Source organism: Pseudomonas fulva NBRC 16637 = DSM 17717 (assembly GCF_000730565.1).
GTDB classification, from domain to species: domain Bacteria; phylum Pseudomonadota; class Gammaproteobacteria; order Pseudomonadales; family Pseudomonadaceae; genus Aquipseudomonas; species Aquipseudomonas fulva.
Genome location: NZ_BBIQ01000004.1, coordinates 146,138 through 171,792 on the forward strand (window position 1 = coordinate 146,138; position 25,655 = coordinate 171,792).

The following is a 25,655-nucleotide window of genomic DNA, read 5'->3' on the forward strand; positions in this document are numbered from 1 at the left end:
TGGTGGGTGCGCCTCGTCGACCGGCAGGCGGTCTTTTGACTTCAGCGCTTGGGGTTGAGCGTCAAGTGCACGTGACGGTTCACGTCCTTGTACAGCAGGTAGCTGAAGTTGCCAGGGCCGCCGGCATAGCAGGCCTGCGGGCAGAAGGCGCGCAGCCACATGAAGTCGCCGGCTTCTACCTCGACCCAGTCCTGATTCAGGCGGTAGACCGCCTTGCCTTCGAGAACGTAAAGCCCGTGCTCCATGACGTGGGTTTCAGCGAACGGAATGACGCCACCTGGTTGGAACGTGACGATATTGACGTGCATATCATGGCGCATGTCGGCCATGTCGACGAAGCGGGTGGTTTTCCAGCGGCCTTCGGTACCTGGCATCTCGATCACGGTAGCGTTGTCGCGATGGGTCACGAATGAGGACGGCACGTCCAGCCCCTCGACCTTCTGGTAGTGCTTGCGCAGCCAGTGGAAGGTGACATTGGCCTTGCTGTTGTTGCGCAAGCTCCATTCGGCGCCAGGCGCCAGAAACGCATAGCCCCCTGGCACCAGTGTGTGGTGCTGGCCCTCGACGGTGATGTCCAGCTCGCCCTCGACGATGAACAACACCGCTTCGGCGTTGGGGTCCAATTCAGGCCGTTCGCTCCCGCCTTCAGGCGCCACCTCGACGATGTACTGGGAGAACGTCTCGGCGAACCCTGTCAGCGGCCGGGCGATGACCCACATGCGCATCTTGTCCCAGAAGGGCAAGTGACTGGTGACGATGTCACGCATCACGCCCTTGGGAATGACCGCGTAAGCTTCGGTGAACATGGCACGGTCGGTCAGCAGCTCGGTTTGAGCCGGGTGGCCGCCGTGGGGCGCGAAATAGGCGTGGTTCGACATGAATGCTCTCGACTTGTTGTTCTATCCCCATGCCGTGGACCGCACCGGCCGGTGCGGTGCAGGGGACGTGGGCACAGGATAGGGTGGCGCGCCGAGCATCTACAAATTAAATGTTGGAATACCCGGTATTTGTTTGCTGAATACTCACCTGGCTACCCACATGGTGCGCCGTCAGGCGGTCTCCCTCGCCGAACAACTTGTGGCGCAATGTGCCATCGACGTAGCCCTTGGGATAACGGCCACGGCGCTGCAGCTCAGGAATGAGCAACTCCACGACGTGGGTCAGGTCATCAGGTTGGACAGCATAGGTGAGGTTGAAACCGTCGATATCGGTTTGATCGACCCACGCTTCCAACTGGTCAGCGACTTCGCTTGGCGTACCGACCAGGACGGGCCCGCGTCCTCCTAGCCCGATGAATTGCGCCGCTTCGCGCACTGTCCATTGGCGGCTAGGGTCAGCCGCCGTGAAGGCTGCCAGGGCCGCACGGCCTGCATCGTTTTCCACGTACTGGATCGGCGCATCAGGGTCCAGGCCATCCAGGTCGATACCGGTCCACCCTGACAGCAGGGTCAGGGCTGCTTCGATGTCGACGAAACTGCGGTATTGGGCAAAGCGTGCCTGCGCCTGCTCGTGGGTGGGCGCGACGATCAGTAACGCCTGGGCATAGATCAGCACATCGTCACGCGTGCGTCCTGCCGCTTCGCTGGCCTGACGAACACCATCGGCGTAGCGCCGCAGCACCGTGGGTGTAGGCCCGCTGATGAACACGCACTCGGCATGCCTTGCAGCGAACTGCTGACCACGCGCAGATGCGCCTGCTTGAAACAAGACGGGGGTCCGTTGCGGGGAGGGCTGGCACAGGTGAATACCAGGTACCTGGAAATGCTCGCCGAGGTGACCGATGGCGTGTACACGGGTTGGCTCGACGTAACGGCCAGCCTGACGGTCCAGCACCAGGGCATCCTCGTCCCAGCTTTTTTCCCAGAGCTTGTAGAGCACTTGCAGATACTCTTCGGCCAGGTCATAGCGCTGGTCATGCCCCAGTTGTCGATCCAGCCCAAGATTACGCGCGGCACTGTCCAGGTAGCCGGTGACGATATTCCAGCCCACGCGCCCGTCGCTGAGGTGATCGAGCGTGGACATGCGCCGGGCAAAGGGGTAGGGATGCTCGTAGGTCAGCGAGAAGGTGACCCCAAAACCCAGGTGCTTGGTCACAGCGGCCATGGCCGGGACCAGCAGCATCGGGTCGTTCACCGGCACCTGAACGCCGCCGCGCAAGGCCGGGCCTGGGCTGCCTTGATAGACGTCATAGATGCCCATTACATCGGCAATGAACAATGCGTCGAACACACCGCGTTCGAGCAGCCTCGCCAGGTCGGTCCAGTAGGCCAGGCGGTTGAAATCGGTGCTGGTGTTGCGTGGGTGGCGCCACAATCCAGGCGATTGGTGGCTGGCAGCATTCATGCTGAAGGCGTTGAAGCGCATAGGGCGGGGCATAGGCTGACCTCGCCTCAGGGCAGCACGGAAGCGGGATAAACCGCTTCGGCTACGTTCAGTTTGCGGGGGATCAGGCCAAGCCCTTGGAAGGTGTCTGCCAACTTCTGTTGTTCGGCAACGATCTCTGGCGTCACCGGCACGGCGTTGTAGTTGCGTCGTTGACTCGCCACCTCCAGTACATCGGCGTTGATGCCAAGCTGCGGTGCCAGCAATGCGGCGACGTCGGCAGGTTTGTCATTGGCCCACTGGCTGGCTTTGGCCAGTTCGCTGAAGAATGTTCTGAGCAACGCCTTGTTGCTGTCCGCGAAGTGGGCGGTGGACAAATAGAAAGTGCGATTATTGGTCAAGCCGGTCCCGTCACGCAGGTTTTTCAGCCCTGGCTGACGCTCTGCTGCAGCCAGGAACGGGTCCCATAGCGTAGCGGCCTGAACGCTGCCTGACTGCAGCGCGGCTATCGCGTCGGCTGCGTTGTTGACGTACGCCGGGGTGATGTCCTGGTAACTCAGCCCTGCCTGTTGCAAAGCCACGGCCAGCAAATACTGGGCATTCCACCCCCGGCCAGTGGCCACGCGCTTGCCCTTCAGGTCCTGCACGTGCGTGAGAGTGTCCTGCTGGCGCACCACCAGCCCGATCCCACGTGGATAGGGCTGTTCAGCAGCCAGGTAGACCACGGATTTGCCGGCCGCCTGGGCAAACACCGAAGGCGCATCGGCAGCGTGCCCCACGTCGATGGCACCCGTACTCAACGCCTCGAGCAACTGAGGGCCCGCAGCAAATTCATGCCAGCTGACGCTCACCCCTTGAGGGGCAAGGGCCTTTTCCAGCGCACCGCTGCCTTTGAGGATGTTGAGGCTGTTGAATTTTTGGTATCCGATGCGCAGGGTGCTGTTTTCCCCCGCCTGGGCCGGTCCGGCTAACAGCAGGGCGCCGGTAAGCGAGGCCATTAGCCCTCCCAGTACTCGCCGACGTAGTGATGAAAAGAGGGGGTGGGGCATGGCGCGATCCTTGATGTTCAGTTCAACAGGAGCACCAGAAAATAAGCACATGAGCGCGCTTCTTCAATTTTTTTATTACTAATTATTAGATTGTTTAGTTATTTTTATATCCTTTTGTTTTGTAATCAGTTGTGCGCTGTCGACGTTTTTTTCACATCCCGTTGGTAGCATTCCTAGCAGAATCAAGGAGTTCTCCATGTCTATCTTCCTGCGCACACGCAGCACTCGCATCGTGCTAACCGCTACCACTGGCCTTGTAGTCGCAACCCTCGGGTTTTTCGCCTGGCAAAGCTTCTACCCCGTGCAAGCCGCCTCGGGCTGGCAGGTCGAGGTCGTGCACCGCAATGTGGACAAGGCTGCGTCACTGCTTCCCCAGGCCGACGGCAGCCTGTTGGTCAGCCAAGAGCTGGACGATGGTCGCGGCAGCATTCTCAAGATTGCTGCGGACGGTGAGCGCGAAGTGCTCGTGGACAAGCTGTCTAAGCCGGACGGCATGGTGGCGGCAAGAGGGGGCTGGGTCTTCAGCCAGGAAGGTGGCCTGGCGCCGGTGAGTCTGGCGGTCGATGGCCACGTCACACCACTTTTCGAGGGTATTGCGGTACAGGGCCTTTGGAACGAGGGCAACCACCTTTTCGCCATCGAAGACCGCAAGGGTGATGGCCGCTTGCTGCGCTATGACTGGCGCAGCGGCCAGGTGGACGTGTTGCGTGCGGGCCTGACCGAAGCCGAAGGTTTGACCCGATGCGGGGGTGGCCGGCTACTGTATACCGAGAAAGCCGAAGGGCAGGTCCGGGCGCTGTCCAAGGATGGCAAGGACCCTGTGGTGATCGATGGCCTCAACAACCCTACATTCCTGTTTTGCGACCAGCGTGGTCTCTGGATCAGTGAAGACAACACTCACCGGGCGCGGCTGCTGCGCATAAAGCCCGATGGGACTCGCCAGACCGTGCTCTCGTTTCTCAAGGCGCCGCAGTCGATCGTGGCCGATGGCAGCGGTGGTTACTGGCTTGCAGAAGGCGGACGTGATCGCGTGCTGCACCTGACCCCTCCAGCGCAGCCGGCCGCTGCGTCAAACTGAAGTCTGAAAAAAGAGTCGATGACAGCAGCCATCAATCCCCCAGTCGCTGCTCACGCGACGGGGGATAGCCGAAATAGGCGGCGTAGCATTTGCTGAAGTGCGACACCGAGACGAAGCCGCACGCTACCGCCACCTCCATCACCGAGAGATCGGAGTACTGCAACAGGCGGCGACTCTTGGTAATGCGAAGTTCCATGTAGTAACGCCGGGGGGAGGTGCCCAACTGCGCCTGGAACAGCCGGTCTATCTGGCGTCGGGACCGGCCGCTGTAAGCCGCCAACTGGTCCAGGCTGAGGGTTTCTTCGAGGTTGTTTTCCATCAGCTCGACGATGGTGCGCAGGTGCAGACTCATCGACTTCTTGGCCCCGGGACCCACTTGGCGATAGCGCGCACCAGAGAAGGACAGAATCTCCTCGACGCCCTCTGCCAGGCCATCACCGTACAGCCGTCGTACCAGTCCCAGCATCAGTTCCATCGCCCCGTTTGGGCTGGCGGCACTCAGCCGGTCCCGGTCGAGGGTAAAGCTTGCAGGCGTGATACGCGTCTGCGGGCTACGTTCGGCAAGGCTGGCACGTTGTTCGGGGTGAACGCTGCAGCCGTAGTCATCCAGCGCTCCGGCGCGCCCGAGAAACCATGCGCCATTCCACAAGCCGCCCAGGGCCATCCCGTGGGAAGCGCAGTCCTGGAGCAAGCGGTCGAGTTCAGGGTATTTGAGCGGCGTGCGTAAGCCGCCGCAGACCACCAGCAAGTCCAAGTGCTTGAGGGCGGTCGCCGAAAGCTCGGTGGTGATCAACTCGAGCCCCAGGTCACTCAGTACGCGGTCACCGGCAAGCGACAAGGGCGTGAATTGGAAGCTGTCGGCGCGCAAAAGGTTAGCCGTGACCAGTACGTCCATGGCCACGGTGAAGCTGGCCATGGAAAAGTGTTCGAGCAAAACGAAGTCGACCCGATAGGGCGCTTCAACGCTGGCGCTGCTGGTCTTTAACCGCAGCATGTTGCTGGTGCTGCTCTTTTTGCTGAACTGACGGGGTGTGGACACGCTGGACTCCGCTTCCTGGCTTCGCACCAAAGTGTGGCCGGTGCCCCTTGGAAAGACAATCGGCAAGGTGGCTGGCGCCAATGTGCAGGTCGTGTTCAGGCATGCGCTGGGCGTCGGCCTGGGGCAGGGAGGTTGCATGCGTGCTGGCGCCGTTCAAATCCAACGGAACCCTAGGCGTTATCGGGGAATCAATAGGGTAAGTGCCAATGGGAGGAAGCTCATGGAAATCGGAACGATTTGGTTCGTGGTGGCAATCATCTTGATTTTGCTGGAGATCTGGGCGATCTGGCACATCATGGGCAGCGATCGGCGCGCCGAGCGCAAGATGCTGTGGATTGTGTTCGTGGTGTGGGCACCGTTCCCTGGCCTGCCGATCTGGGCCTGGCGCGGGCCTCGCGCAGTCAAGGGCAAGGCTGTATTGGAAGAGAAGTGAATCGCGGGCCAGGCGCGGGGGCGTCTGGCGGCATCGCTGCTGTAATTCTACTGTCACGCTCAGGGCCGCTTTCGGCTCTTGACCTCAGGTTTGCTTGAGGTTGGATACTCGGCGTTCATTCCACAGACCGAGAGCCAATGCCATGCAGACCTCCGCCTTTGACCTGAGTAACCCTCAATCGCTGTATGACCCCAGTGGCAACGGTTACTCCCATGTGGCTGACGTGATTTCCGGGAGCAGGCTGCTGTTCATCGCGGGTCAAGGTGGGGAGCAGGCCAGTGGAACGCTGTCCCCTGATTTCGCCGTCCAGGCTCGACAGGCCATTGCCAATCTGGCGCTGGCCTTGTCCAGCAAAGGCGCGGGTCTTGAGCACGTGTGCAAGCTCACACTGCTTATCGTCGATCATAGCCAGGCACGCCTCAAGCAATGGGTGGACGCCGTAGACCGCGCCTGGGGCCAGGCTACCAAACCTACCTGCACGCTCATACCGGTTGCGCGACTGGCCCTGGACGGGATGCTAATCGAGGTGGATGCCGTAGCGGCGCTGCCCGCCTCCTCCCAAGGTAGGTAGCGCCAACGACTCGCTGTGTAGTAAATCTCTAATCAGGTTTGCGCCTTCCTGCGCGATGAGCACAGCAGTTCTCAGAGGTGACCACACCATGAGCACGACCTCCTCCCCGATCGACCGGCCGTTACTGAGCGCCTGGTTCTGGCCGGCCATGTTCAGCTTGATGGCCTTCGCCGCCAATTCGGTACTTTGCCGGCTGGCGCTCAAGGATGGCGCCGTCGACGCCATCACCTTCACCGCACTGCGCCTGGGCAGCGGCGCCTTGTGCCTGTGGTGGCTGGTGCGGCTGCGCAACCCCTGTTCAGGGGCTGCCGGCAGTTGGAGAGGCGGTCTGGCGTTGTTTTGCTACGCCTTTCTGTTCTCCATTGCCTACCTTGATTTGAGCGCGGGCGTAGGGGCATTGCTCTTGTTTGGTGCCGTTCAGCTGACCATGTTCAGCGTGGCGGCGGTGCGTGGAGAACGGATCAGCCTGCGCGCGTTGTCAGGCATGCTGATGGCTTTTTCAGGCCTGGTCGTTTTGCTGCTGCCTGGCAGCCACGCACCTACACTGACGAGCGCCTTGCTGATGGTAGCCGCGGGCATGGCATGGGGGCTCTATACCTTGCTGGGCCAGGGGTCACCTCGGCCGCTGGCGGACACGGCAGGCAACTTCGTTCGCAGCGTGCCCTTCCTGGCGTTGTGCACGCCGCTGATCGCTCTGGGTGCCGAGCTACGGTTCTCGACGGCCGGCGTGTTCTTCGCGGTGTGCTCTGGGATGCTGGCATCGGCGGCAGGTTATGCCGTCTGGTACAGCGTGGTGCGGCGCATCAGCGCTCAACAGGCCGCCACGTTGCAACTGAGCGTCCCGGTGATCGCCTCGCTGGGTGGGGTGTTGGTGATCGGAGAGGCGCTGTCGCTACGTGCCATAGGTGCCTGCGCGATAGTACTGGGCGGGGTGGCTATCGCAGTAACGGCTCCTCGTCTACAGGCACCGACACAGGCTTGAGGTTGCCCAGTGGCCGGCAAAGCCTGAGCATGAGCAGGCTTGCCTAGAAGAAACTGCGCTGGGCCTTGAGCGTCACCACGCTCTCGCAATAGGTGTTGATCCCCGAATAAGCATCGCAGCCGCCACCGGTCAGGTTCGAGTCGCTGTAGATCAGGTTCAGGTCCAGGCCCAACCAGGGCCGCGACAGCTGCATGGACCAGTCGGAGAAACCGTTGACCTGGCTGCCGTCGCCAATCGTGAACGGGGTGCCGAGCCGATGATGTGCAAGCTTGACCGTCAGGTCGGCATTGAGCAGGGGAACCTGCCCGAAATCGGCATACAAGGTGCCGATCCGGTTGCTTGGGTTGTCACGCAATGCCCCGCCGAAGCGGCTGCCCATGATCGAAATACCCCCATACAGCGCATGGCTCTCTGCGCCTGCGATGTTGGGTTGGCTGTAGTGAATGACGCCGATCTCGTAACCCAAGGTACTGTCGAAGTGATGCTTGTAGCCCACGTAGTTATCGACCCGCAGGGTGGACCCTGGCGCCACGCCCATGCTGGGTGTGTACTGCCCTACGTACCACCCGCTGGTGTGACTGAAGTCCAGGCCGCCGTGAAAGGCGCCGGTAGCGGCTGGGGAAATAAGCCCCTGGGCCATGCTGCGGGTAGGGGTCGTACTGAGGGTAAAGTCGAAGTCGCCCACTTCACGTTTGATCTGCTGGGCCAGGAGCGTGGGGCTGAACAGCAGGGCCGCGCTCAGCACTAGAAGGGGCCTGGTCATGGTCGGCTTCCTGAAGGGCTTGCAGTAGAGCCTTGAAGGATACCGGGCCTGGCCCCAGGAGGAAACCTCATGGCCTGCTCAAGTACGCAATTGCCTGTCGCGACGCGCAAAAAAAAGCGCGCCCCCTGAGGAGCGCGCCTTTGACATCAAGCAGCTTCGGTGATCAGGCCACTTTAACGATCCAGCCTGCCGGCGCTTCAATGTCGCCGCTCTGAATGCCGGTCAGCTCGTTGTAGAGCTTCTGGGTAACGGGGCCGACCTTCTCAAGGTCATGGAACACATGCAGCTTGCCGTTATACTCGATGCCGCCGATGGGGGTGATCACCGCCGCGGTACCGCAGGCACCTGCCTCGATGAAGCGATCCAGCTGGCTGATTTCCACATCCCCTTCGATGACAGTCAGGCCCAGGCGAGACTGCGCCAGCTCCATCAGGGACAAGCGGGTGATGCCGGGCAGTACCGAAGCCGACTTGGGCGTCACGAATTCGTTATTGGCCGTGATGCCGAAGAAGTTGGCAGAGCCCACTTCCTCGATCTTGGTATGGGTCAACGGGTCGAGGTAGATGGCATCGGCGAAGTTGGCCTTTTTCGCCTCATAGCCTGGCTGCAGGCTGGCCGCATAGTTGCCACCGACCTTGGCAGCGCCGGTACCTTGCGGGGCAGCCCGGTCGAAGCTGGAGATCTGGAAGTTGTGGGGCTTCATGCCGCCTTTGAAGTACGAGCCTACCGGGATGGCGAAGATGGAAAAGATGAACTCCGGCGCGGTGCGCACGCCAATGTTGTCACCCGTGCCGATGACGAATGGGCGCAGGTACAGGGCGCCTTTGCCATGGGGTGGCACGAAGCGCTCGTTGGCCTTGACGACCTGCTTGCAGGCTTCGATGAACACATCTGTAGGCACGTGGGGCATCAGTAGGCGCGCGCAGCTGCGCTGCATGCGGGCAGCATTCTGGTCGGGGCGGAACAGGTTGATCGAGCCATCCTTGCAACGGTAGGCCTTCATGCCTTCGAAGCACTGCTGGCCGTAATGCAGGGCCGTGGAGCCTTCGCTGATATGCAGCACGTTGTCTTCGGTCAGGGTGCCTTCATCCCACGCGCCATCGCGCCAGACAGACAGATAGCGTTTATCGGTCTTGATGTAGTCGAAGCCGAGCTTGTCCCAGTTAATGCTTTCGTTGCTCATGACACCCTCGTTGTCTTGCAAGTGCCCACGTTGGGGCTGCTGTTATATGCGCACACGCCACCTTAATACATCTTCGCCGGATCGGAAATGTCCTATCACGACTTGGCATGCGGCTGCGCAAGGTGCAGATAGCGGTCGAGCTCGAGCGCATCGAGCAACACCTGGTCGTGGGAAGCGATGATCAGCGCGCCGGTGAACTTCTCCAGCATCCTTTCCAGGGCCTGGAGCGATGGCAGGTCAAGGTGGTTGCCAGGTTCGTCCAGTAGTAGCAGTTCTACCGGGCGCCTGCGGTACAGAATCGCTGCCAGGGCCGCCTTCATGCGCTCGCCTCCACTGAGCAGCCTGCTGGGCAGCACGACACGCGCAGCGTCCAGGCCCAACTGAGCCAGCAGCATGCGGGCACGGCTCGGATCCAGTGCCAGGTTGGCCTGTTGCACGTGTTCCAGCGCGCTCACGTCGGCAGACAACACGCTGCAGTGCTGGTCGAGCAGCGCTGTTTCGCCTGCGACCAGGAGGTTGCCTGCAGGCGCTGGCAACTGGCCGGCGATCATCTTCAGCAGGGTGCTCTTGCCACTGCCATTGACGCCGGTGAGGGCGCAGCGTTGGCCCTGACGCAGGCTGAATTCGATGGGTACCGATGTGCCATGCGGCAGGCGCAAGGTTTGCAGCACTAACACTTGCCGCTGGACGCTGGGCTCAAGCGTTGGCGCGTGCACGGTAATTTCGCAGGCGCTTTCGACCGCTTGCGCAGCTTCGCGCACCCTGTCGGTCAGCCGTTCCTCGGCCTCCCGATGGCGTCGGCGCTGCTTGCCAAGTGTCGCCTGACTGCCTTGCTGTCGGTGATCGACCAGGATCTTGGCTTGGTTGACGTGCTTGGCCTTGCGCCCCGCCCGGGCCTGCGCTTTGTCCAGTGCCTGGCGTTGCTGCAGCAGAGCTCTGGCTTGCTGCTGTTGGGAGCGCTTGAGGTACTCCAACTGCTGTGCAGCTTGCGTGGTTTCGCAGCGCTTTTGCGCGTGATAGTGGCTGAAGTTGCCGCCATAGGCTTTCAGACCCAGGCTTGACAGTTCGAGAATACCGTCCATGTGATCGAGTAGAGACCGGTCATGGCTTATCACGAGCAGGCCGCGGTTCCAGGTTTGCATCATCGCCAGCCATTGCGAGCGGCCGTGGTCGTCAAGATGGTTGGTAGGTTCATCGAGTATCAGGAAGTCGGCCTCGCTCAACCAGGCGCCCATCAGCGCCACACGCATGGCTTGCCCGCCGCTCAGGGTATGAACAGGGCGTTGCAGCTCCAAGTGACCCAGGCCATGGCGATGCAGGTGGGCGCGCAGGCGCTCCGGCGCATCCCAGCGCTCGCCAACGGTGTCGAAGTCAGCCGCCTCTAGGCTGCCCATCTGGATTCGTTCGAGCGCTGCGATCAATGGGCCCATCTGGGCCAGATCGGCTACGGTCTTGCTGGTGTCGATCACCTGTTGATCGACAAGATGGACACGGCCAAAGCGCCGGCACGTGCCGCTGCTTGGCAACCGCCGGCCAGCGAGGAGTTGGCCAAGCAGGCTCTTGCCAACGCCGTTGCGACCCACCAATCCGGTTCGGGTACTGTCGAAGGTCTGTGTTAGATCGGTGAACAGTGGCCTGCCATCTGGCAAGACCAGGGTGACGCTGTCCAGCGTAAGGATAGACGTAGTCGTCATGTGCAACTCCACGAATGCCGCGACATTTCCGGTGGCGACCGGAAAGTGAAGACTGGCCGTCTAACAGACGGCGGCATCAATGGCGCATTGGACGAATACCTCGTGATGGGGACGTGGAAAGAGTAGAGGAGGCTGGGCGGCGCGTAAAGTGGGGCAGACGCTGAGGGGAGTGGTGAGTGCCTTGCACTTATTCTTTTGGTTGAAGCGGCCGCTCCTGCACACGTACTGCGCTACGCTCAGCGCTGTGCCCCTGTGTGAACCAGAGGATGCTCGCCGCCTACCAGCAGTGCGGCGTCCCCACAGCCTCGACAACGGTTGACCACCCGACGGCCACTGCGTAGCCTTGGCCGTTCGAGGTTCTTCGGCCAGGCCGGAGCTAAGACGGGAACGCGGTTCAAGCCGCGGCTGCCCCCGCAACTGTAGGCACCATCGATGAGTCGACACTGCCACTGCGCCAAGCGCGGGAAGGCGTCTTCTCCCAAGCCCGGTCCTGATGACCGTGCCTGGCGCAGGTGCAAGCCAGGAGACCTGCCTCGCAACGTTTTCGACTTTAAACCGGGCGGGGTGATCCGGTGGCGAACATGCCCGGCCAGTCTGGTCGACGGCACTCGTCCTGCATGCCCGCGCCATTCTGCCAAGGGCACTGCAACATGAAAACACTGGCCAAGCTCCCCGTTACCATCGTCACCGGCTTCCTGGGCTCGGGCAAGACCACCCTGTTGCGCCACATGCTCGACAATGCCCAAGGGCGACGCATCGCCGTGATCGTCAACGAATTCGGCGAACTGGGCATTGATGGCGACATCCTCAAGCAGTGCAGCATCGGTTGCACCGAAGAAGAGGCCAATGGCCGCGTGTACGAACTGGCCAACGGTTGCCTGTGCTGCACCGTTCAGGAAGAGTTCTTCCCGGTGATGCGCGAACTGGTGGCGCGCCGCGGCGACCTGGACCATATCCTGATCGAAACCAGCGGCCTGGCTCTGCCTAAGCCACTGGTCCAAGCCTTCCAGTGGCCTGAGATCCGCACCGCCTGCACCGTCGATGCGGTGATCACCGTGGTCGACAGCCCTGCCGTTGCCGCAGGCACTTTCGCCGCCTATCCGGACCAAGTCGACGCCCAGCGCAAGCTGGACCCTAACCTGGACCACGAGTCCCCTCTGCACGAGCTGTTCGCTGACCAACTGGCCAGCGCCGACCTGGTCGTGTTGAACAAAGCCGATCTGATTGACGCCGACGGCCTGGCCAAGGTACGTGCCGAGGTCGCTGAAGAGCTGCCAGCGGCCGTCAAAGTTATCGAAGCCAGCAGTGGCAAATTGCCGCTGGAGGTGTTGCTGGGCCTAGGCGCCGAGTCCGAGCAGCACATCGACGCCCGCCCGACCCACCACGATGCCCATCACGACGGCGATGACCATGACGATCATGACCATGATGCCTTCGATTCCATCTCCATCGACCTGCCCGAATCCGATGAGCGAGTGCTGATCGAGGCGCTCAACCAACTGGTGGTCGAGTACGGCATCCTGCGCGTCAAAGGTTTCGCCGCCATTGCCGGCAAGCCGATGCGCTTGCTCATCCAGGGGGTAGGCACGCGCTTTGACAAGCACTTCGACCGCGCCTGGCGTGCCGAAGAACCGCGCATCACACGCCTGGTGCTGATCGGTCAGGACCTTGACCCTGCCCAGCTCGAAGCGCGTCTGCGCCAGGCCTTGGGCGCCTGACCCATGCACCTGCTGCGGACCCAGCCCGGCGGCTTCGTGCCGGACGACAGCATCGCCGACCTCGGCCAGACCCCTGCCGAACTGGTTATTCTCTGCAGCGGTGATTCGCACCTGGCCCTGCTCGCCGACAGCGCCGAGCAACTGCCCGGCGACTTCCCAAGCCTGCGCCTGGCCAACCCCATGCAGGTGCAGAACCACGCCTCGGTCGACCTTTATGTCGATCAGGTCTTGCAGCATGCCAAGGTCATCCTGGTGTCGCTGCACGGCGGCGTGGGGTACTGGCGCTACGGCGTGGAACAGTTGGTCACGCTCGCCGCGCGCGGCGTGCACGTGATCCTGGTGCCCGGCGACGACCGTCCCGACCCGGAACTGACCGGGCTCGGGTCCGTGCAGGGGGCGCAAGCCGAGCAGTTGTGGCACTACCTGCGCCAAGGTGGCAAGGCCAACGCACTCAACCTGTTCTATTACCTTGCCAGTCAGTGGCTGGACCGTGACTATTGCTGGTCCGAGCCGCGGGCGTTGCCCCGCACCTCGGTCTACCACCCTCAGGTGGGCAGTGGGGCGCTGGAGGACTGGTTCCCACACTGGGATACCGATTATCCGGTGGCGCCAATACTGTTTTATCGTTCGCACCTGCAGGCGGCGAACACGGCCTTCATCGATGTGTTCTGCCAGCGCCTGCAGGCAGCAGGTTTGAATCCGTTGCCCATTGCGGTAGCCAGCCTGAAGGAAAGCGCCTGCCTGGAACAGGTTGAGGCATGGCTCGACATTGTCGGCGCCGAGGTGGTGCTCAATACCACCGGTTTTGCCCTGTCCAGCCCTGAGCGTCCTAACCTGCGCCCGCTAAGACGAGACATCCCTGTGTTGCAGGCCATTTGTGCGCAGGACAACCAGCCGGGTTGGGAGGCCAGCGAGCAGGGCTTGGGCGCACGTGACCTGGCCATGCACATTGTGCTGCCCGAACTGGACGGGCGCATCATCACACGGCCGGTCAGCTTCAAGGACATGGCCTGGCACAGCGAGCGCAGCCAATCGGATGTGGTGTGCTACCGCGCGCACCCCGAGCGCATGGATTTTGTGGCCGAGCTGGCACGGCGCTGGGTGACCCTGGCGCGCCAGCCCAATGCGCACAAACGCGTGGCGTTGATTCTGGCCAACTATCCCACGCGCGATGGGCGCATCGGCAATGGCGTTGGCCTGGACACGCCGGCTGCGGCGCTCAATATCTTGCGTGCGCTGCGCACTGAAGGGTACCCAGTCAGCGAGCTGCCCGAGAGTGGCACCCAGCTAATCCATCACTTGCTGGGCGGTGTGACCAACGACCTCGACCACATCGACCAACGGCCCTGCGCCCAGAGCATGAGCCTGCTCGATTACCAGGCAGCCTTCGACCGCCTGCCTGCCGCCAACCGCAAGGCGGTACTGGAGCGCTGGGGGCCACCCGAGCAAGACCCGATGTTCCGCGAGGGCCGCCTGATGGTGGCCGGGGTGCGCATGGGGATGACCTTCGTCGGCATCCAGCCAGCACGTGGTTATCAGCTAGACCCCAGCGCCGTTTATCACGACCCGGACCTGGTGCCACCCCATGGGTACCTGGCGTTCTATTTCTGGCTACGGCATGGGTATGCCGCCGACGCCGTCATCCATGTCGGCAAGCACGGCAACCTGGAATGGCTGCCGGGCAAGGGGGTAGGGCTGTCTGATACATGCTGGCCGGATGCGCTGCTCGGCCCGCTGCCCAACATCTATCCGTTCATCGTCAACGATCCGGGTGAGGGCGCGCAGGCCAAGCGGCGCACGCAAGCGGTGATCATCGATCACCTGATGCCGCCGCTGACCCGCGCCGAGACCTATGGCCCGCTGCGCCACCTGGAGCAATTGGCCGATGAATTCTACGAAGCACAACTGCTCGACCCGCGTCGCGCACGGGAGCTGCAACGCGACATCCTCGAACTGGTCAGGACCCATCACATCGACCGGGAATTGCAGCTCGAAGGGCAGCTTGACGATGCAACCGTCTGGTTGCCACGCCTGGACACCTACCTGTGCGACCTCAAGGAATCGCAGATCCGCGATGGTTTGCATGTATTCGGCGAGTCGCCCGAGGGCCGATTGCGCCTGGATACGCTGCTGGCACTGCTGCGTGTCGAGCGTGGCGATGGCCGTGGCGGCAATGCGAGTGTGTTGCGCGCCCTGGCCAAGGCACTGGTCCCCGGCTTCGATCCGCTCGACTGCGACCTTGGGCAACCCTGGGAAGGCCCACGGCCTCTGCTACTGATGAACATCAGCGACCAGGCCTGGCGCACGGCCGGCGATACGCGCGAGCGCCTCGAACTGCTGGCATTGCAGGTTATCGAAGGTGCGCTCGACGGCTCGCTGCCAGCGTTGGAGGTGGAACTTGGAGCGCCCGTCCAGGCCGTTGTCGATCATCTGCTCGCTACAGTGGCGCCGAGCCTGGACGCCTGCGGCGCCGCCGAGATGAATGGGTTGCTTGCAGCGCTAGCTGGGCGCTTCGTGCCGGCCGGTCCTAGCGGCGCACCCAGCCGTGGGCGGCTTGACGTGCTGCCCACAGGCCGCAATTTCTACACCGTCGACGTGCGTAACTTGCCGACCACGACAGCGTGGCGGCTAGGCTTTACGTCGGCCAACCTGATACTCGAACGTCATTTGCAAGATCATGGTGACCACTTGCGTCAGCTCGGGCTGTCGGTGTGGGGAACCGCGACCATGCGTACCGGTGGGGACGACATTGCCCAGGCCATGGCGCTGATGGGCGTGCGCCCAGTGTGGGCCACCGGCAGCCAGCGGGTCGACGATTTCGAGATACTGCCACTCAGCCTGCTGGATCGTCCGCGGGTGGACGTGACGCTGCGGGTGTCGGGTTTCTTCCGGGACGCCTTTGGCAGCCTGATCCGCCTGTTCGATGCTGCCGTCCAGGCCGTGGCCGGACTTGATGAGCCCGATGATCTTAATCCGTTGGCTGCGCGCGTGCGCGGTGAGCGTCTGGCCTTGCAGCAGCAGGGCCTAGACGCTGAGCAGGCGGCTCGACAGGCCGGTTGGCGCGTCTTCGGCGCCAAGCCCGGTGCCTATGGGGCTGGCATCCAGAATGCGATTGATGGGCGGCTGTGGCAGACCCGTGAAGACCTGGCCGAGGTCTACCTGAACCATGGCAGCTATGCCTATGGCGCCCAGGACGAGGGGACGCCGGCCAGGGCGCAGTTCGTCGAGCGCCTGAGCAAGGTGCAGGCAGTGCTGCAAAATCAGGACAACCACGAACATGACGTGCTGGATTCCAATGACTACTACCAGTTTCAGGGCGGCATGCTGGCGGCCACAGAAACGCTGGCCGGCGCGTCCGTGGCCAGTTACCACGGCGACCACAGCCAGGTGGACCGACCGCGCATCCGTACATTGAAGGAAGAACTCAACCGCGTGATCCGCGCGCGCGCGCTGAACCCCAAGTGGATCGATGGCGTCAAACGCCACGGCTACAAAGGGGCGTTCGAGATGGCGGCGACGGTCGACAACCTGTTCGCCTTCGACGCCACGACGCACCTGATCGACGATCACCATTACCAGTCGCTGGCCGATGCCTACGTGCTGGACCCGGCGACCCGCGACTTCATGCGCGAGCACAACCCGCAGGCGCTGCGCGACCTCACCGAGCGGCTGATCGAGGCGCAGCAACGCGGCCTCTGGCAGTCCCCCGGCGAGTACCGCGATGCCCTGGAAGAACAGCTGCTCGATGGCGAGGAACAGGCTTGAAATGAACGACGCTGCACAATTTCCCCTGGCCGCCGTAGTGGGCGCCGACGATTTGAAGTTGGCCCTGTGCCTGACGGCCATCGATCCCAGGATCGGCGGGGTGCTCATCGAAGGCCCGCGTGGCATGGCCAAGAGCACCCTGGCCCGCGGCCTGGCTGACCTGCTGGGCGATGGGCCTTTCGTGACCTTGCCGCTGGGCGCCAGTGAAGAGCGCGTGGTGGGCACACTCGATTTGGATGCCGCACTCGGGCAGGGCAAGGCGCAGTTCTCCCCCGGCGTGCTGGCCCAGGCCAATGGTGGCGTGCTCTATGTCGATGAAGTCAACCTGCTGCCGGACACCTTGGTCGACCTGTTGCTCGATGTCGCCGCCAGTGGTACCAACCGTATCGAACGCGACGGCATTTCCCATCGTCACGATGCCCGCTTCGTCTTGATCGGGACCATGAACCCCGAGGAAGGCGAGTTGCGCCCTCAGCTACTCGATCGCTTCGGTCTGAATGTGGCGCTCGACGGTCTACCCGCGCCTGATGCACGGCAACAGATCATCCGGCGCCGGCTGGCCTTCGACCATGACCCCCTGGCGTTTTGTGCCCAGTGGGCACCGGCCCAGGAGGCCTTGCGTAAGCGCTGTCAGGCAGCGCGCCAGGCGCTGGACGACATTGCACTGGATGACCGGACCTTGGCCAGCATCACCGAACGCTGCTTCGCCGCTGGAGTCGATGGGCTGCGGGCCGATCTGGTGTGGCTGCGCGCGGCCCGCGCCCACTGCGCATGGCGCGGGGCGGCGGCCATCGAGGCGGCAGATATCGATGCGGTGGAAGATTTTGCCTTGCGCCATCGCAGGCAATCGCCCGCCCAGGCTACTGCGCCCGCAGCGCCCGAGCAGCCGCAGTCACAGACCGGCAACAGCTCGGCCGAGAAGGGCGGGCAGGGGGACTGGGGGGCTTTGGCGCCGCAGCCTGTGGCAAGCGGGCCAAGGCGTGAGGTGCCGAACTGGGCAAAAAAGCCCTGAGCATCCGTCAGCCGGCCAAGACGACGGGTGCGCAAGCAGGCAAGGGCGCGCGCTCAGGTGCAAGCCGCGGTCGAGCCCAGGCAGCCAGTGCTGGCCGGGTCGCCTGGTTACAAAGCCTATTGAAGGGCCGGCCCAGGCACCGCGACGATTTGTGCTGGCACACCCGCAGGGGCACACCGGCCCAGCTATGGCTGATCATCGTCGATGCCTCCGCTTCGACACGTCGTCATCAGGCGCTCGCGCACACCAAAGGACTATTGGCCACGTTATTCGACCATGCCTACCGCCAGCGGGCACGGCTGGCTTTATTGACGGCAAGTGGCAGTGCCCCACAATGGCAGCGCCATGGACTCAAAGCTTCGGCGGCGCTGCAACCCTGGCTGCAGGCGCTGGGCGCGGGAGGCGGCACGCCGTTGCTGCCGGCGCTGGAGCAAGCAAGGCAGTGGCTGGGCGCTCGGCGCAAGGCCCATCCTAACGAGGAAGTACGCTGCCTGGTGTTCACCGACGGCCGCCTGCAGCAATGGGGTACCGTCGAGCCCTTGCCGTGCTGCACATTGCTGGTGGACATGGAACTGACACCGGTCCGCCTGGGCCGTGCTCGCCTTCTGGCACAGCAATTGGCAGCGGACTATCAACACCTGCTAAGTTTCGAAGCGGTGAAGTAACAGCGGTGTGGTGCGGCAACAAGTCGCACGCAAGAAGGGTAAACAGGGACGGCTGGAAGTGCATGTGCGTGGCAGAGCACGCACATGTCGAAGCTGTTCATTTACTTGGGCATCGACCAAGGCTGCAGGTGGTAGCCTTTTTCACAAAGTTCAGCGCGTACTTCTTCGATCAGGTTAAGCCACTGGGCTTTGTCAGAATAAGTTTGCGAGGTTACCTGCTTGCTGCCGATGCGGGCGCTGGTACGGTCGATGACCGCCAGGCTCAGGTCGCCAGTGCCGTTGGGGGCGTCCCAGGCCACGCAGTGGAAGGGTTCGAAGGCGTGGTCGGCGATCAGCAGTGCTTCGTTGACACGGAGCGGGGCATTCATGGTTCGGTCTCTCTGTGGTCCCAAACATTCAAGTGACGTCCGCGTTGCTTCAAGGTCGCCTCATGTATCGCGAAATGCAGCGCGGGGTTATGTGTACTGATGCTCGACAACCGGCATCGAGTCACATGGGTACAGCAAAATAATCAACGATTATTCATTTTTCGTTCTAACGCGCCCCATGTGAGGACGTTACCCATCGAAAATTCCCCCGCCAAGTTACGAAAAGCCGTATTGGCAGACAAACGGTCATAGGCACCGTCAACTTCATTGCTACTGTTATTCGGGCGCCACAACTTACTGTTTTACTTCAAGAAACCAATACTTGGCGCCAAGGATCGGTCATGCAACAAACCGCAGTGCAACGCCGCCTGCTCATCGTCGATCCTTGTGACGATTGCCAGCGCCTGACGCCTGGCTTGCTAGAGGCTGGGTGGGATGTCGACAGCTGCACCTTGGCGCAGGCATTGGAACATCGCTGCGATGTAGGCGTATTGCGCCTGGATGAGGCGCATCTCAAACACCCGGACGTGGTCAAGGACATGATCAAGCGCAGCAACACCGAGTGGATCGCGGTGCTGAGCGCCGAACAACTGCGCTCCCCGGCCTTCGGGGATTTCGTCTGTGAATGGTTTTTTGATTTCCATACCTTGCCCTTCGATGAGTCGCGGGTACAGGTCACCCTGGGCCGGGCCTTTGGCATGGCGCGGCTGCGTGGCAAGGGCACGGTCAAGGCGCTCGACACCCAAGACGAGTTGCTGGGCGAGAGCCGGCCGATTCGAGAGTTGCGCAAACTGCTGGGTAAGCTGGCACCGACCGAGTCGCCTGTGCTGATCCGCGGCGAAAGCGGCACGGGGAAGGAGCTGGTGGCGCGTACGCTACACCGCCAATCGCAGCGTAGTGGCCAGCCGTTCGTGGCGATCAACTGCGGGGCCATCCCCGAGCACTTGATTCAGTCCGAACTGTTCGGGCACGAAAAGGGCGCATTTACAGGTGCCCATCAACGCAAGATCGGCCGCATCGAAGCGGCTAACGGCGGCACGCTGTTTCTCGATGAAATAGGCGACCTGCCGCTGGAGTTGCAGGCCAACCTGCTGCGCTTTCTCCAGGAAAAGCACATTGAGCGGGTGGGGGGCAGTCAGCCAGTACCGGTGGATGTGCGGGTGTTAGCCGCCACCCACGTGGATTTGGAGAGGGCCATCGAGCAGGGCCGCTTCCGGGAAGACCTGTACTACCGCCTGAACGTGCTGCAGGTGGTGACCGCTCCGTTACGCGACCGCCATGGCGATTTGCCGATGCTGGCCAACCATTTTGCCCATTTCTACAGCCTGGAAACCGGCAGGCGGCCTCGCTCCTTCAGTGAGCATGCGCTATCGGCAATGGGGCAGCACGATTGGCCCGGTAACGTGCGTGAATTGGCCAACCGGGTGCGCCGCGGGCTGGTACTTGCCGAAGGGCGTCAGATCGAGGCCAAGGACCTGGGTTTGCAGCCATTTGCGCAACAGCCGCCGCTGGGCACCCTGGAAGAGTACAAGCACAAGGCCGAGCGCCAGGCGTTGTGCGATGTGCTGGACCGTCACAGCGACAACCTCAGCGTTGCAGCCAAGGTGCTGGGCATCTCACGGCCGACCTTCTACCGTTTGTTGCACAAGCACCAGATTCGCTGAAGACGCAGGCGGCGTACGACGCGCCTCAGTGAGGCGCGCGGACGATGGTCTTGAGCAGATCTTCCGGGCTGATGTGGCCGACGACCTGGGCCACGGCGCTGCCAGGGGTCGGCAAGTCGATGATGTGGTTCTTCATCTTGCCGATCACATGCATCTCGCAGGGTTTACAGTCGAACTTCAGGGTCAGTACTTCATCCCCTTGAACCAGCTGCATCGGCGCCACCTTGGTGCGCACTCCGGTCACCCCTTTGGCCTGTTTGGGGCACAGGTTGAAGGAGAAGCGTAGGCAGTGCTTGGTGATCATCACCGGCACCTCACCATGCTCCTCATGAGCTTCATACGCCGCGTCGATCAACTGCACCCCATGGCGGTGATAGAAATCCCGGGCTTTCTGGTTGTAGACGTTGGCCAGGAACGATAGGTGCGACTCGGGATACACCGGCGGCGGCGAGGTTTCCGGCTTGCGCCGGCCATGGGGGTGCGCCTGGATGCGTTGCTCGGTCAGCGTCTCGATGGCCTGCCGGCGCAGGGCCTTGAGCTGCGAGTTGGGAATGAAGAACGCCTGGGGGGCATCCAACTCGATGCTGTCGGCGTGGTAGAGCGTGGTGCCGAGTTGGCCAAGCAGGTCATGCAGCTGGTCCAGTGCTTGCTCTGGCTTGTTCGCCGGGCCGAATGGGCCATCCAGGGCGACTTGCACATGCACGCCTTCCTCGCTGGTCACGTTCAGGGTCAAGCGCTCCTCGCGTAATACCGCCTGCCAACGTACGCCGATGCGGCGCTCGGCCGAGGTCCGTTGCAGGGCCTGCTGCCAGTTGTGGTCCAGATTGCGCGAAAGCGGATGGTTTGGCCTTAGCTTGTGCAGCCCGGCAGGCATCTCGTTCGGTTCCACTCGGTAGCGCCAGCGTTTTTGACCGTCTTCTTCGAACTCGCCGCGTGCCTCGGCGATGTTGGCCCTGAACCCCATCACTTCGCGCTTGACCAGCACATTGAGGCCATCGCCGTTGGTCAAGGGTACGTCGGTGACGACCTGCAGGTCGCGCTTGCCCACTTTCTCCACCACACCCACCGGCAGGCCGGTGAAAGTAGGGGAGTCGAAGGCGCCGATATCGACCTTGCGGTCAGTCACGAAGTAGTCGGTGCTGCCGCGGTGGAAGGTTTTGTCCGGGTCCGGTACGAAGAAATGCGCGGTACGACCGCTGGAAGCGCGGGCCAGGGCAGGGCGGTCTTCCAGGATGGCGTCGAGCTCCTTGCGGTAATGGGCCGTGATGTTCTTCACATAGCCCATGTCCTTGTAGCGCCCCTCGATCTTGAACGAGCGCACGCCGGCATCGACCAGGTCGCGCAGGTTGGCGGTCTGGTTGTTGTCCTTCATCGACAGCAGGTGCTTTTCGAACGCCACTACCCGACCTTGGTCGTCCTTGAGCGTGTAGGGCAGTCGGCACGCCTGGGAGCAGTCGCCCCGGTTGGCGCTGCGACCGGTCTGGGCGTGGGAAATGTTGCATTGCCCGGAGAATGCCACGCACAGCGCACCATGGATGAAGAACTCGATGGCGGCGTCGGTTTCGGCGGCGATCGCACGGATTTGCTGCAGGTTCAGCTCGCGTGCAAGTACCAGCTGAGAAAAGCCGGCCTGGTCGAGAAACTTGGCCCGCTCCAGGGTACGAATGTCGGTCTGGGTACTGGCATGCAGCTCGATGGGTGGAATGTCGAGCTCCATGACCCCCAGGTCCTGCACGATCAGCGCATCGACGCCGGCGTCGTACAGCTGGTGAATCAGCGCGCGCGCCGGCTCCAGCTCGTTGTCATGCAAGATGGTATTGATGGTGGTGAACACGCGCGCATGGTAGCGATGGGCGAATTCGACCAACTCGGCGATATCGCCCACCTCGTTGCAGGCGTTATGACGGGCGCCAAAGCTAGGGCCGCCGATATAGATGGCATCGGCGCCATGCAGGATGGCCTCGCGGGCGATGGCCACGTCGCGGGCAGGGCTGAGCAGTTCCAGGTGATGCTTGGGAAGGGACATGTCGTTATGGTTTCGGCTGTCACGGTATAGCCGGGCATTGTACCGACGATTCGGCCGGGCGACACCATCGGGCTGCGCTGGTCGGATGAATGCCTCTTGTCAGGCTGCGCCTGTGTTTCAACGACCTGGTATTTATGGCAGTTGCCTACAGTAGGCTCTCTGGACAGAGTAGGGCTGACAAGTCCATTGATGCAGGGAGGTGTATAACATGCTCAGGCCGGCATCCGCTTCAGGGCGTTGTCGCTTAACCCTTGTCACGCCTACGGCCTATACCCCGTATGGCTATAGCGCCATCGCACGCCTTTCCCAAACGGGTTACGTTGGGGCGGTACAGGAGGGGCTGCGGGGCTGTTATGGGTTTGGCCAGGGCTATAGATACCTCAACAGTGTCATGATGAGATTTGAAACACCCGATTCGTTGAGTCCGTTCGACCAAGGCGGCCTCAACGCCTATGCGTATTGCGCAGGCGATCCAGTCAATCACGTCGACCCAACTGGACACCTATTGGAAAGATTGAAGTTTTGGAAGCGGCCCAGATCTGCTCCCATGACGCCGTTAAAGCCGGAGATCGATTTTGGATTGGCGCAGGCCAGAGCACAACTCAAGCACACGCTCGGTATTTTACTGCGCCCAGAGAAAAGCAATGATTTGCGCAGTAATTTCATGGCTACATTGCGCGATAAACGCTTTAGAGAGCCCGCAGCGCAAGCGCTTGGTACCGACTGGCTCAATCGTCTTGAATCCAATCAGAAGGTTTGGGAATTTTTTGCTTCCGGAGAGTACCTGGACAGGCACTTCACCCGAATTCTGAAGCCTGATGCTGCCATCATCACCCGCTACATTGCAACAGAAGCTACCCTTGCGGCCTCTGGAATCGGACCAGAATCTTTTGCCAAACAGCTGAAATCTTTTCGAGTCGCTTCAATGGCACAGCTCGACCGTTCCGTTTTGCTTGAACTCAAAAAAATCAGACAGCAGCTTTAGCTCATGGTCCTGCACTGATTCTGTCGGCCCAGACAAGGGCCGGCGGCGGCGTGGCATGGCTACCCTAGGGCGAGGGTTGAGCACGACCACTACGAGCCGCCGCCAACGTGCGGCATTGAGACACCTGCCAGCAGGCGGCTAAGCGTCACTTCTTGGCCGCCATTGCCGTTACTTCCACGCGCATGCCCTCGAACGCGAGCGCCGCCACGCCTACGGCAGCGCGCACCGGCCAGGGTTTAGTGAAGAAACGTTGATAGACCCGGTTGAAGGCGGCGCGGTCGGCCATATCGGTCAGGTAGATGGTCAGGTGCAGCACCCGGTCCATGCCGCTGCCGGCTTTCTCCAGGGCATCCTTCAAAGCCTGCAACGTGCATTCGCTCTGCTCGACGATATCTCCCAACGCCAGGCTACCGTCAGGGTGTACCGGGACTTGAGTGGTCACCAGCATCCCGTTGTATTCGGCGACATCGGAGGAAATGGATTCTGGGTCGCTGTCCGGGGTGTAGACGATATCTGCATGTGCCATGAGGTCTGCCTTGCGGGGTAGAAAAGCCTCAAGCCTACGCGAGCGGCCTGCGCCGGTCGAGAGGCCGGTTTTTTGCAAAGCGCGGCATTCGCGGTCAGAATCGCCGCCATTGCAGAGAGGCTTACCGTGAACGAACACACCTTGTCCATGCGCCTGGAGCGCGTGGCCACCCATGTGCCTGAAGGCGCTCGTCTGGCTGATATTGGCTCTGATCATGGCTACCTGCCCGTGGCGTTGATGCTTCGCGAGCGCATTGAGTACGCAGTGGCCGGGGAGGTCGCCAACACCCCCTTCGCGGCCGCTCAACGCAATGTGCGCAAGCAGGGGCTGGAACGGCGCATTGCCGTGCGCTTAGCCGATGGGCTGACAGTCATCGCGCCTGATGACCGCATCACGGTCGTCAGCCTGTGCGGCATGGGCGGCGAAACCATCTGCGAGATTCTCGAAGCGGGCAGGGCACACCTGGCGGGTGTCGAGCGCCTGGTACTGCAACCCAATGGCGCCGAGCCGCAGGTGCGTCAGTGGCTGATGAGCAATGGCTACCGTATCGTCGCCGAAGATGTTCTGCGCGAGCATCGCTTCGACTACGAAATCATCGTGGCCGAACCCGGTTATGTGGCCTACAACCCTCAGCAGTTGTATTTCGGCCCCCTGTTGATGCAGGACCATGGCCAGGCATTTCACGTAAAGTGGCAACGCATGCTTGGGCAAAAGAAGCAGACCCTTGCCAACTTCGCCCAGGCCCGCGTTGCCGTGCCGCCGGCCAAGGTCGCAGACTTCGAACAACAGGTGGACTGGATCACCCGGCTGCTGGCCGAACGCCCCCACACCGAGGACTAGCCTTCATGGACATGTTGCAGGCCATGCGTACCTTCGTCCGGGTGGTGGAGTGCGGTAGCTTTGCCGCGGCGGCCAACGCGCTGGACATCTCCGCTGCTCAAGTCTCGCGCATCGTGGCGGAGCTGGAGAATCAGCTGCAAACCCGATTGCTGCACCGCACCACCCGACGCTTGCGCATGAGCGAGGCCGGGGAGCGGTTTCTTGAGCGCGCACGGCAGATACTGCTATTGACCGACGAGGCAGTGGGAGAGGCGCGGGGTGCTCACCTCACGCCCCGTGGCCGGCTACGCGTGCATTGTCCGCATGGGCTTGGATTGCTGTTGATGCCGTTGGTGGCGGGCTACAACGCGCTTTGTCCCGACGTGGTCATCGAGCTTACGCTTTCCCAGCGCAACCCTGACCCGCTCGCTGAAGGGCACGATGTGGTCATCACCGTGGACCAGGCATTGCCGGACTCACAGTTGATTGCCGTCCCCTTGGGCACGATTTTCAGTATTGCCTGTGCCGCTCCCGGCTACCTGGATGAAAAAGGCGTTCCTGCCCGCCCGGACGATCTACACCAGCATCGCTGCCTGCGCATGGCCTACCCGCTGTACGAGGGTGACTGGGTGTTTCCGCAGGCAGGTGGGGATTGCGTCATTGCACCGCAGGACAGCTTCATGACCAACGTGGCGGACGCCATGCTGGTCGCCAGCGAGCTGGGCATGGGTATTGGTCTGCTGCCGTTCTACACCGCCAGCCAAGCCATGGAACAGGGGCGCCTGTACCGGGTGCTGGCCGACTACAGGCTGCGGGAAAACGCCTTGTATGCGATTTATCCCTCGCGGCATTACCTGGACGCCAAGGTCCGAACCTGGATCGACTACCTCAAGGAACGACTGCCGCCCATTTTCGCCACCCACGCCCGCCTGGTCGAAGACCCCCGTTATTGCCGCTGACGGCAGCGGGGCACAAGCTCACGCCGCTGCAGGC

Annotated in this window: 22 protein-coding genes, 1 pseudogene and 1 riboswitch; of the genes and pseudogenes, 13 read left to right on the plus strand and 10 right to left on the minus strand. The window is 62.1% G+C overall.

Going from position 1 to position 25,655, the window contains the following annotated elements; genetic code table 11:
- Positions 1 to 41: 41 nt before the first annotated feature.
- From PFU01S_RS06265 to PFU01S_RS06275, 3 genes are all read right to left on the minus strand, one after another.
- A complete protein-coding gene (locus PFU01S_RS06265; protein WP_023535538.1) occupies positions 42 to 878 on the minus strand; it encodes a bifunctional allantoicase/(S)-ureidoglycine aminohydrolase in 837 nt (278 codons plus the stop codon).
- 106 nt (positions 879 to 984) lie between these two features.
- Positions 985 to 2,376 carry an LLM class flavin-dependent oxidoreductase gene (locus PFU01S_RS06270; RefSeq protein WP_028687489.1) on the minus strand — a complete coding sequence of 464 codons (1,392 nt, stop codon included), beginning with the start codon at positions 2,374 to 2,376 and terminating at the stop codon, positions 985 to 987.
- A gap of 14 nt (positions 2,377 to 2,390) precedes the next feature.
- On the minus strand, positions 2,391 to 3,371 hold the full coding sequence (locus PFU01S_RS06275) for an aliphatic sulfonate ABC transporter substrate-binding protein (protein ID WP_028687488.1): 981 nt from the start codon (positions 3,369 to 3,371) through the stop codon (positions 2,391 to 2,393).
- Between the two features lie 196 nt (positions 3,372 to 3,567).
- Here PFU01S_RS06275 and PFU01S_RS06280 point away from each other — a divergent pair, with 196 nt between their 5' ends.
- Positions 3,568 to 4,449, plus strand: a complete 882-nt coding sequence (locus tag PFU01S_RS06280; RefSeq protein ID WP_027914898.1) for an NHL repeat-containing protein — start codon at positions 3,568 to 3,570, stop codon at positions 4,447 to 4,449.
- 31 nt (positions 4,450 to 4,480) lie between these two features.
- Here PFU01S_RS06280 and PFU01S_RS06285 read toward each other — a convergent pair whose 3' ends face one another.
- Complete coding sequence (locus tag PFU01S_RS06285; RefSeq protein ID WP_027914899.1) at positions 4,481 to 5,488, minus strand: GlxA family transcriptional regulator; 1,008 nt, start codon at positions 5,486 to 5,488, stop codon at positions 4,481 to 4,483.
- Between the two features lie 220 nt (positions 5,489 to 5,708).
- Here PFU01S_RS06285 and PFU01S_RS06290 point away from each other — a divergent pair, with 220 nt between their 5' ends.
- The 3 genes from PFU01S_RS06290 to PFU01S_RS06300 all read left to right on the plus strand — a co-directional run bounded on the left by PFU01S_RS06290 (position 5,709) and on the right by PFU01S_RS06300 (position 7,474).
- Positions 5,709 to 5,921 (plus strand): PLDc N-terminal domain-containing protein, encoded by a 213-nt coding sequence (locus PFU01S_RS06290; RefSeq protein WP_023535666.1) that lies wholly within the window; start codon positions 5,709 to 5,711, stop codon positions 5,919 to 5,921.
- Between the two features lie 142 nt (positions 5,922 to 6,063).
- Positions 6,064 to 6,492 (plus strand): RidA family protein, encoded by a 429-nt coding sequence (locus tag PFU01S_RS06295; protein ID WP_028687487.1) that lies wholly within the window; start codon positions 6,064 to 6,066, stop codon positions 6,490 to 6,492.
- Positions 6,493 to 6,580: 88 nt separating this feature from the next.
- Positions 6,581 to 7,474, plus strand: coding sequence for a DMT family transporter (locus PFU01S_RS06300; RefSeq protein WP_028687486.1), 894 nt, complete (start codon positions 6,581 to 6,583; stop codon positions 7,472 to 7,474).
- A 43-nt stretch (positions 7,475 to 7,517) separates the two neighbouring features.
- Here the strand turns inward: PFU01S_RS06300 and PFU01S_RS06305 are convergent, their stop codons facing one another.
- The 3 genes from PFU01S_RS06305 to PFU01S_RS06315 form a co-directional block, all read right to left on the minus strand.
- On the minus strand, positions 7,518 to 8,237 hold the full coding sequence (locus tag PFU01S_RS06305) for a TorF family putative porin (RefSeq protein WP_023535690.1): 720 nt from the start codon (positions 8,235 to 8,237) through the stop codon (positions 7,518 to 7,520).
- Between the two features lie 163 nt (positions 8,238 to 8,400).
- On the minus strand, positions 8,401 to 9,441 hold the full coding sequence (locus tag PFU01S_RS06310) for a branched-chain amino acid aminotransferase (RefSeq protein WP_255212319.1): 1,041 nt from the start codon (positions 9,439 to 9,441) through the stop codon (positions 8,401 to 8,403).
- Between the two features lie 74 nt (positions 9,442 to 9,515).
- Complete coding sequence (locus tag PFU01S_RS06315) at positions 9,516 to 11,114, minus strand: ATP-binding cassette domain-containing protein (RefSeq protein WP_028687485.1); 1,599 nt, start codon at positions 11,112 to 11,114, stop codon at positions 9,516 to 9,518.
- 337 nt (positions 11,115 to 11,451) lie between these two features.
- A riboswitch (cobalamin riboswitch) is annotated at positions 11,452 to 11,664 on the plus strand.
- Between the two features lie 100 nt (positions 11,665 to 11,764).
- On the opposite strand from PFU01S_RS06315, the gene cobW reads away from it, so the two are divergent.
- From cobW to PFU01S_RS06335, 4 genes are all read left to right on the plus strand, one after another.
- Positions 11,765 to 12,832 carry a cobalamin biosynthesis protein CobW gene (gene cobW / locus PFU01S_RS06320; RefSeq protein WP_027914903.1) on the plus strand — a complete coding sequence of 356 codons (1,068 nt, stop codon included), beginning with the start codon at positions 11,765 to 11,767 and terminating at the stop codon, positions 12,830 to 12,832.
- Between the two features lie 3 nt (positions 12,833 to 12,835).
- Complete coding sequence (cobN, locus tag PFU01S_RS06325; RefSeq protein WP_028687484.1) at positions 12,836 to 16,597, plus strand: cobaltochelatase subunit CobN; 3,762 nt, start codon at positions 12,836 to 12,838, stop codon at positions 16,595 to 16,597.
- Position 16,598: 1 nt separating this feature from the next.
- The gene (locus PFU01S_RS06330) at positions 16,599 to 17,609 is read left to right on the plus strand and encodes a magnesium chelatase ATPase subunit I (protein ID WP_027914905.1); all 1,011 of its coding nucleotides are present in this window, start codon (positions 16,599 to 16,601) and stop codon (positions 17,607 to 17,609) included.
- A gap of 119 nt (positions 17,610 to 17,728) precedes the next feature.
- Positions 17,729 to 18,274, plus strand: coding sequence for a vWA domain-containing protein (locus tag PFU01S_RS06335; RefSeq protein ID WP_028687483.1), 546 nt, complete (start codon positions 17,729 to 17,731; stop codon positions 18,272 to 18,274).
- 101 nt (positions 18,275 to 18,375) lie between these two features.
- Here PFU01S_RS06335 and PFU01S_RS06340 read toward each other — a convergent pair whose 3' ends face one another.
- Positions 18,376 to 18,642 (minus strand): YcgL domain-containing protein, encoded by a 267-nt coding sequence (locus PFU01S_RS06340; RefSeq protein ID WP_023535558.1) that lies wholly within the window; start codon positions 18,640 to 18,642, stop codon positions 18,376 to 18,378.
- A 341-nt stretch (positions 18,643 to 18,983) separates the two neighbouring features.
- Here PFU01S_RS06340 and PFU01S_RS06345 point away from each other — a divergent pair, with 341 nt between their 5' ends.
- Positions 18,984 to 20,306, plus strand: a complete 1,323-nt coding sequence (locus tag PFU01S_RS06345; RefSeq protein WP_028687482.1) for a sigma-54 dependent transcriptional regulator — start codon at positions 18,984 to 18,986, stop codon at positions 20,304 to 20,306.
- Between the two features lie 25 nt (positions 20,307 to 20,331).
- Here the strand turns inward: PFU01S_RS06345 and PFU01S_RS06350 are convergent, their stop codons facing one another.
- On the minus strand, positions 20,332 to 22,332 hold the full coding sequence (locus tag PFU01S_RS06350; RefSeq protein WP_028687481.1) for a peptidase U32 family protein: 2,001 nt from the start codon (positions 22,330 to 22,332) through the stop codon (positions 20,332 to 20,334).
- A gap of 208 nt (positions 22,333 to 22,540) precedes the next feature.
- On the opposite strand from PFU01S_RS06350, the pseudogene PFU01S_RS22585 reads away from it, so the two are divergent.
- Positions 22,541 to 22,774: pseudogene (locus PFU01S_RS22585) on the plus strand (hypothetical protein); the annotation flags it as partial.
- 105 nt (positions 22,775 to 22,879) lie between these two features.
- Positions 22,880 to 23,317, plus strand: coding sequence for a hypothetical protein (locus tag PFU01S_RS22590; RefSeq protein WP_028687480.1), 438 nt, complete (start codon positions 22,880 to 22,882; stop codon positions 23,315 to 23,317).
- 145 nt (positions 23,318 to 23,462) lie between these two features.
- Here the strand turns inward: PFU01S_RS22590 and PFU01S_RS06360 are convergent, their stop codons facing one another.
- On the minus strand, positions 23,463 to 23,843 hold the full coding sequence (locus tag PFU01S_RS06360) for a RidA family protein (protein WP_027914909.1): 381 nt from the start codon (positions 23,841 to 23,843) through the stop codon (positions 23,463 to 23,465).
- 126 nt (positions 23,844 to 23,969) lie between these two features.
- Between PFU01S_RS06360 and PFU01S_RS06365 the strand changes: the two genes are divergently transcribed.
- Both PFU01S_RS06365 and PFU01S_RS06370 read left to right on the plus strand, forming a co-directional pair.
- Positions 23,970 to 24,683 carry a tRNA (adenine(22)-N(1))-methyltransferase gene (locus PFU01S_RS06365; protein WP_028687479.1) on the plus strand — a complete coding sequence of 238 codons (714 nt, stop codon included), beginning with the start codon at positions 23,970 to 23,972 and terminating at the stop codon, positions 24,681 to 24,683.
- Positions 24,684 to 24,688: 5 nt separating this feature from the next.
- Entirely contained in the window at positions 24,689 to 25,621 is a 933-nt protein-coding gene (locus PFU01S_RS06370; protein WP_028687478.1) for a LysR family transcriptional regulator, read from the plus strand.
- The last annotated feature ends 34 nt before the right edge of the window (positions 25,622 to 25,655 follow it).

Excerpts from the sequence above, each read along its gene's own strand:
- PFU01S_RS06290 (WP_023535666.1), top strand. The coding sequence starts at position 5,709 with ATGGAAATCGGAACGATTTGGTTCGTGGTGGCAATCATCTTGATTTTG.
- PFU01S_RS06345 (WP_028687482.1), top strand. The coding sequence starts at position 18,984 with ATGCAACAAACCGCAGTGCAACGCCGCCTGCTCATCGTCGATCCTTGT.
- PFU01S_RS06275 (WP_028687488.1), bottom strand. The coding sequence starts at position 3,371 with ATGCCCCACCCCCTCTTTTCATCACTACGTCGGCGAGTACTGGGAGGG.
- PFU01S_RS06350 (WP_028687481.1), bottom strand. The coding sequence starts at position 22,332 with ATGTCCCTTCCCAAGCATCACCTGGAACTGCTCAGCCCTGCCCGCGAC.
- PFU01S_RS22590 (WP_028687480.1), top strand. The coding sequence starts at position 22,880 with ATGACGCCGTTAAAGCCGGAGATCGATTTTGGATTGGCGCAGGCCAGA.
- cobW (WP_027914903.1), top strand. The coding sequence starts at position 11,765 with ATGAAAACACTGGCCAAGCTCCCCGTTACCATCGTCACCGGCTTCCTG.
- PFU01S_RS06305 (WP_023535690.1), bottom strand. The coding sequence starts at position 8,237 with ATGACCAGGCCCCTTCTAGTGCTGAGCGCGGCCCTGCTGTTCAGCCCC.
- PFU01S_RS06360 (WP_027914909.1), bottom strand. The coding sequence starts at position 23,843 with ATGGCACATGCAGATATCGTCTACACCCCGGACAGCGACCCAGAATCC.
- PFU01S_RS06330 (WP_027914905.1), top strand. The coding sequence starts at position 16,599 with ATGAACGACGCTGCACAATTTCCCCTGGCCGCCGTAGTGGGCGCCGAC.
- PFU01S_RS06300 (WP_028687486.1), top strand. The coding sequence starts at position 6,581 with ATGAGCACGACCTCCTCCCCGATCGACCGGCCGTTACTGAGCGCCTGG.
- cobN (WP_028687484.1), top strand. The coding sequence starts at position 12,836 with ATGCACCTGCTGCGGACCCAGCCCGGCGGCTTCGTGCCGGACGACAGC.
- PFU01S_RS06265 (WP_023535538.1), bottom strand. The coding sequence starts at position 878 with ATGTCGAACCACGCCTATTTCGCGCCCCACGGCGGCCACCCGGCTCAA.
- PFU01S_RS06280 (WP_027914898.1), top strand. The coding sequence starts at position 3,568 with ATGTCTATCTTCCTGCGCACACGCAGCACTCGCATCGTGCTAACCGCT.
- PFU01S_RS06295 (WP_028687487.1), top strand. The coding sequence starts at position 6,064 with ATGCAGACCTCCGCCTTTGACCTGAGTAACCCTCAATCGCTGTATGAC.
- PFU01S_RS06315 (WP_028687485.1), bottom strand. The coding sequence starts at position 11,114 with ATGACGACTACGTCTATCCTTACGCTGGACAGCGTCACCCTGGTCTTG.
- PFU01S_RS06270 (WP_028687489.1), bottom strand. The coding sequence starts at position 2,376 with ATGCCCCGCCCTATGCGCTTCAACGCCTTCAGCATGAATGCTGCCAGC.
- PFU01S_RS06340 (WP_023535558.1), bottom strand. The coding sequence starts at position 18,642 with ATGAATGCCCCGCTCCGTGTCAACGAAGCACTGCTGATCGCCGACCAC.
- PFU01S_RS06370 (WP_028687478.1), top strand. The coding sequence starts at position 24,689 with ATGGACATGTTGCAGGCCATGCGTACCTTCGTCCGGGTGGTGGAGTGC.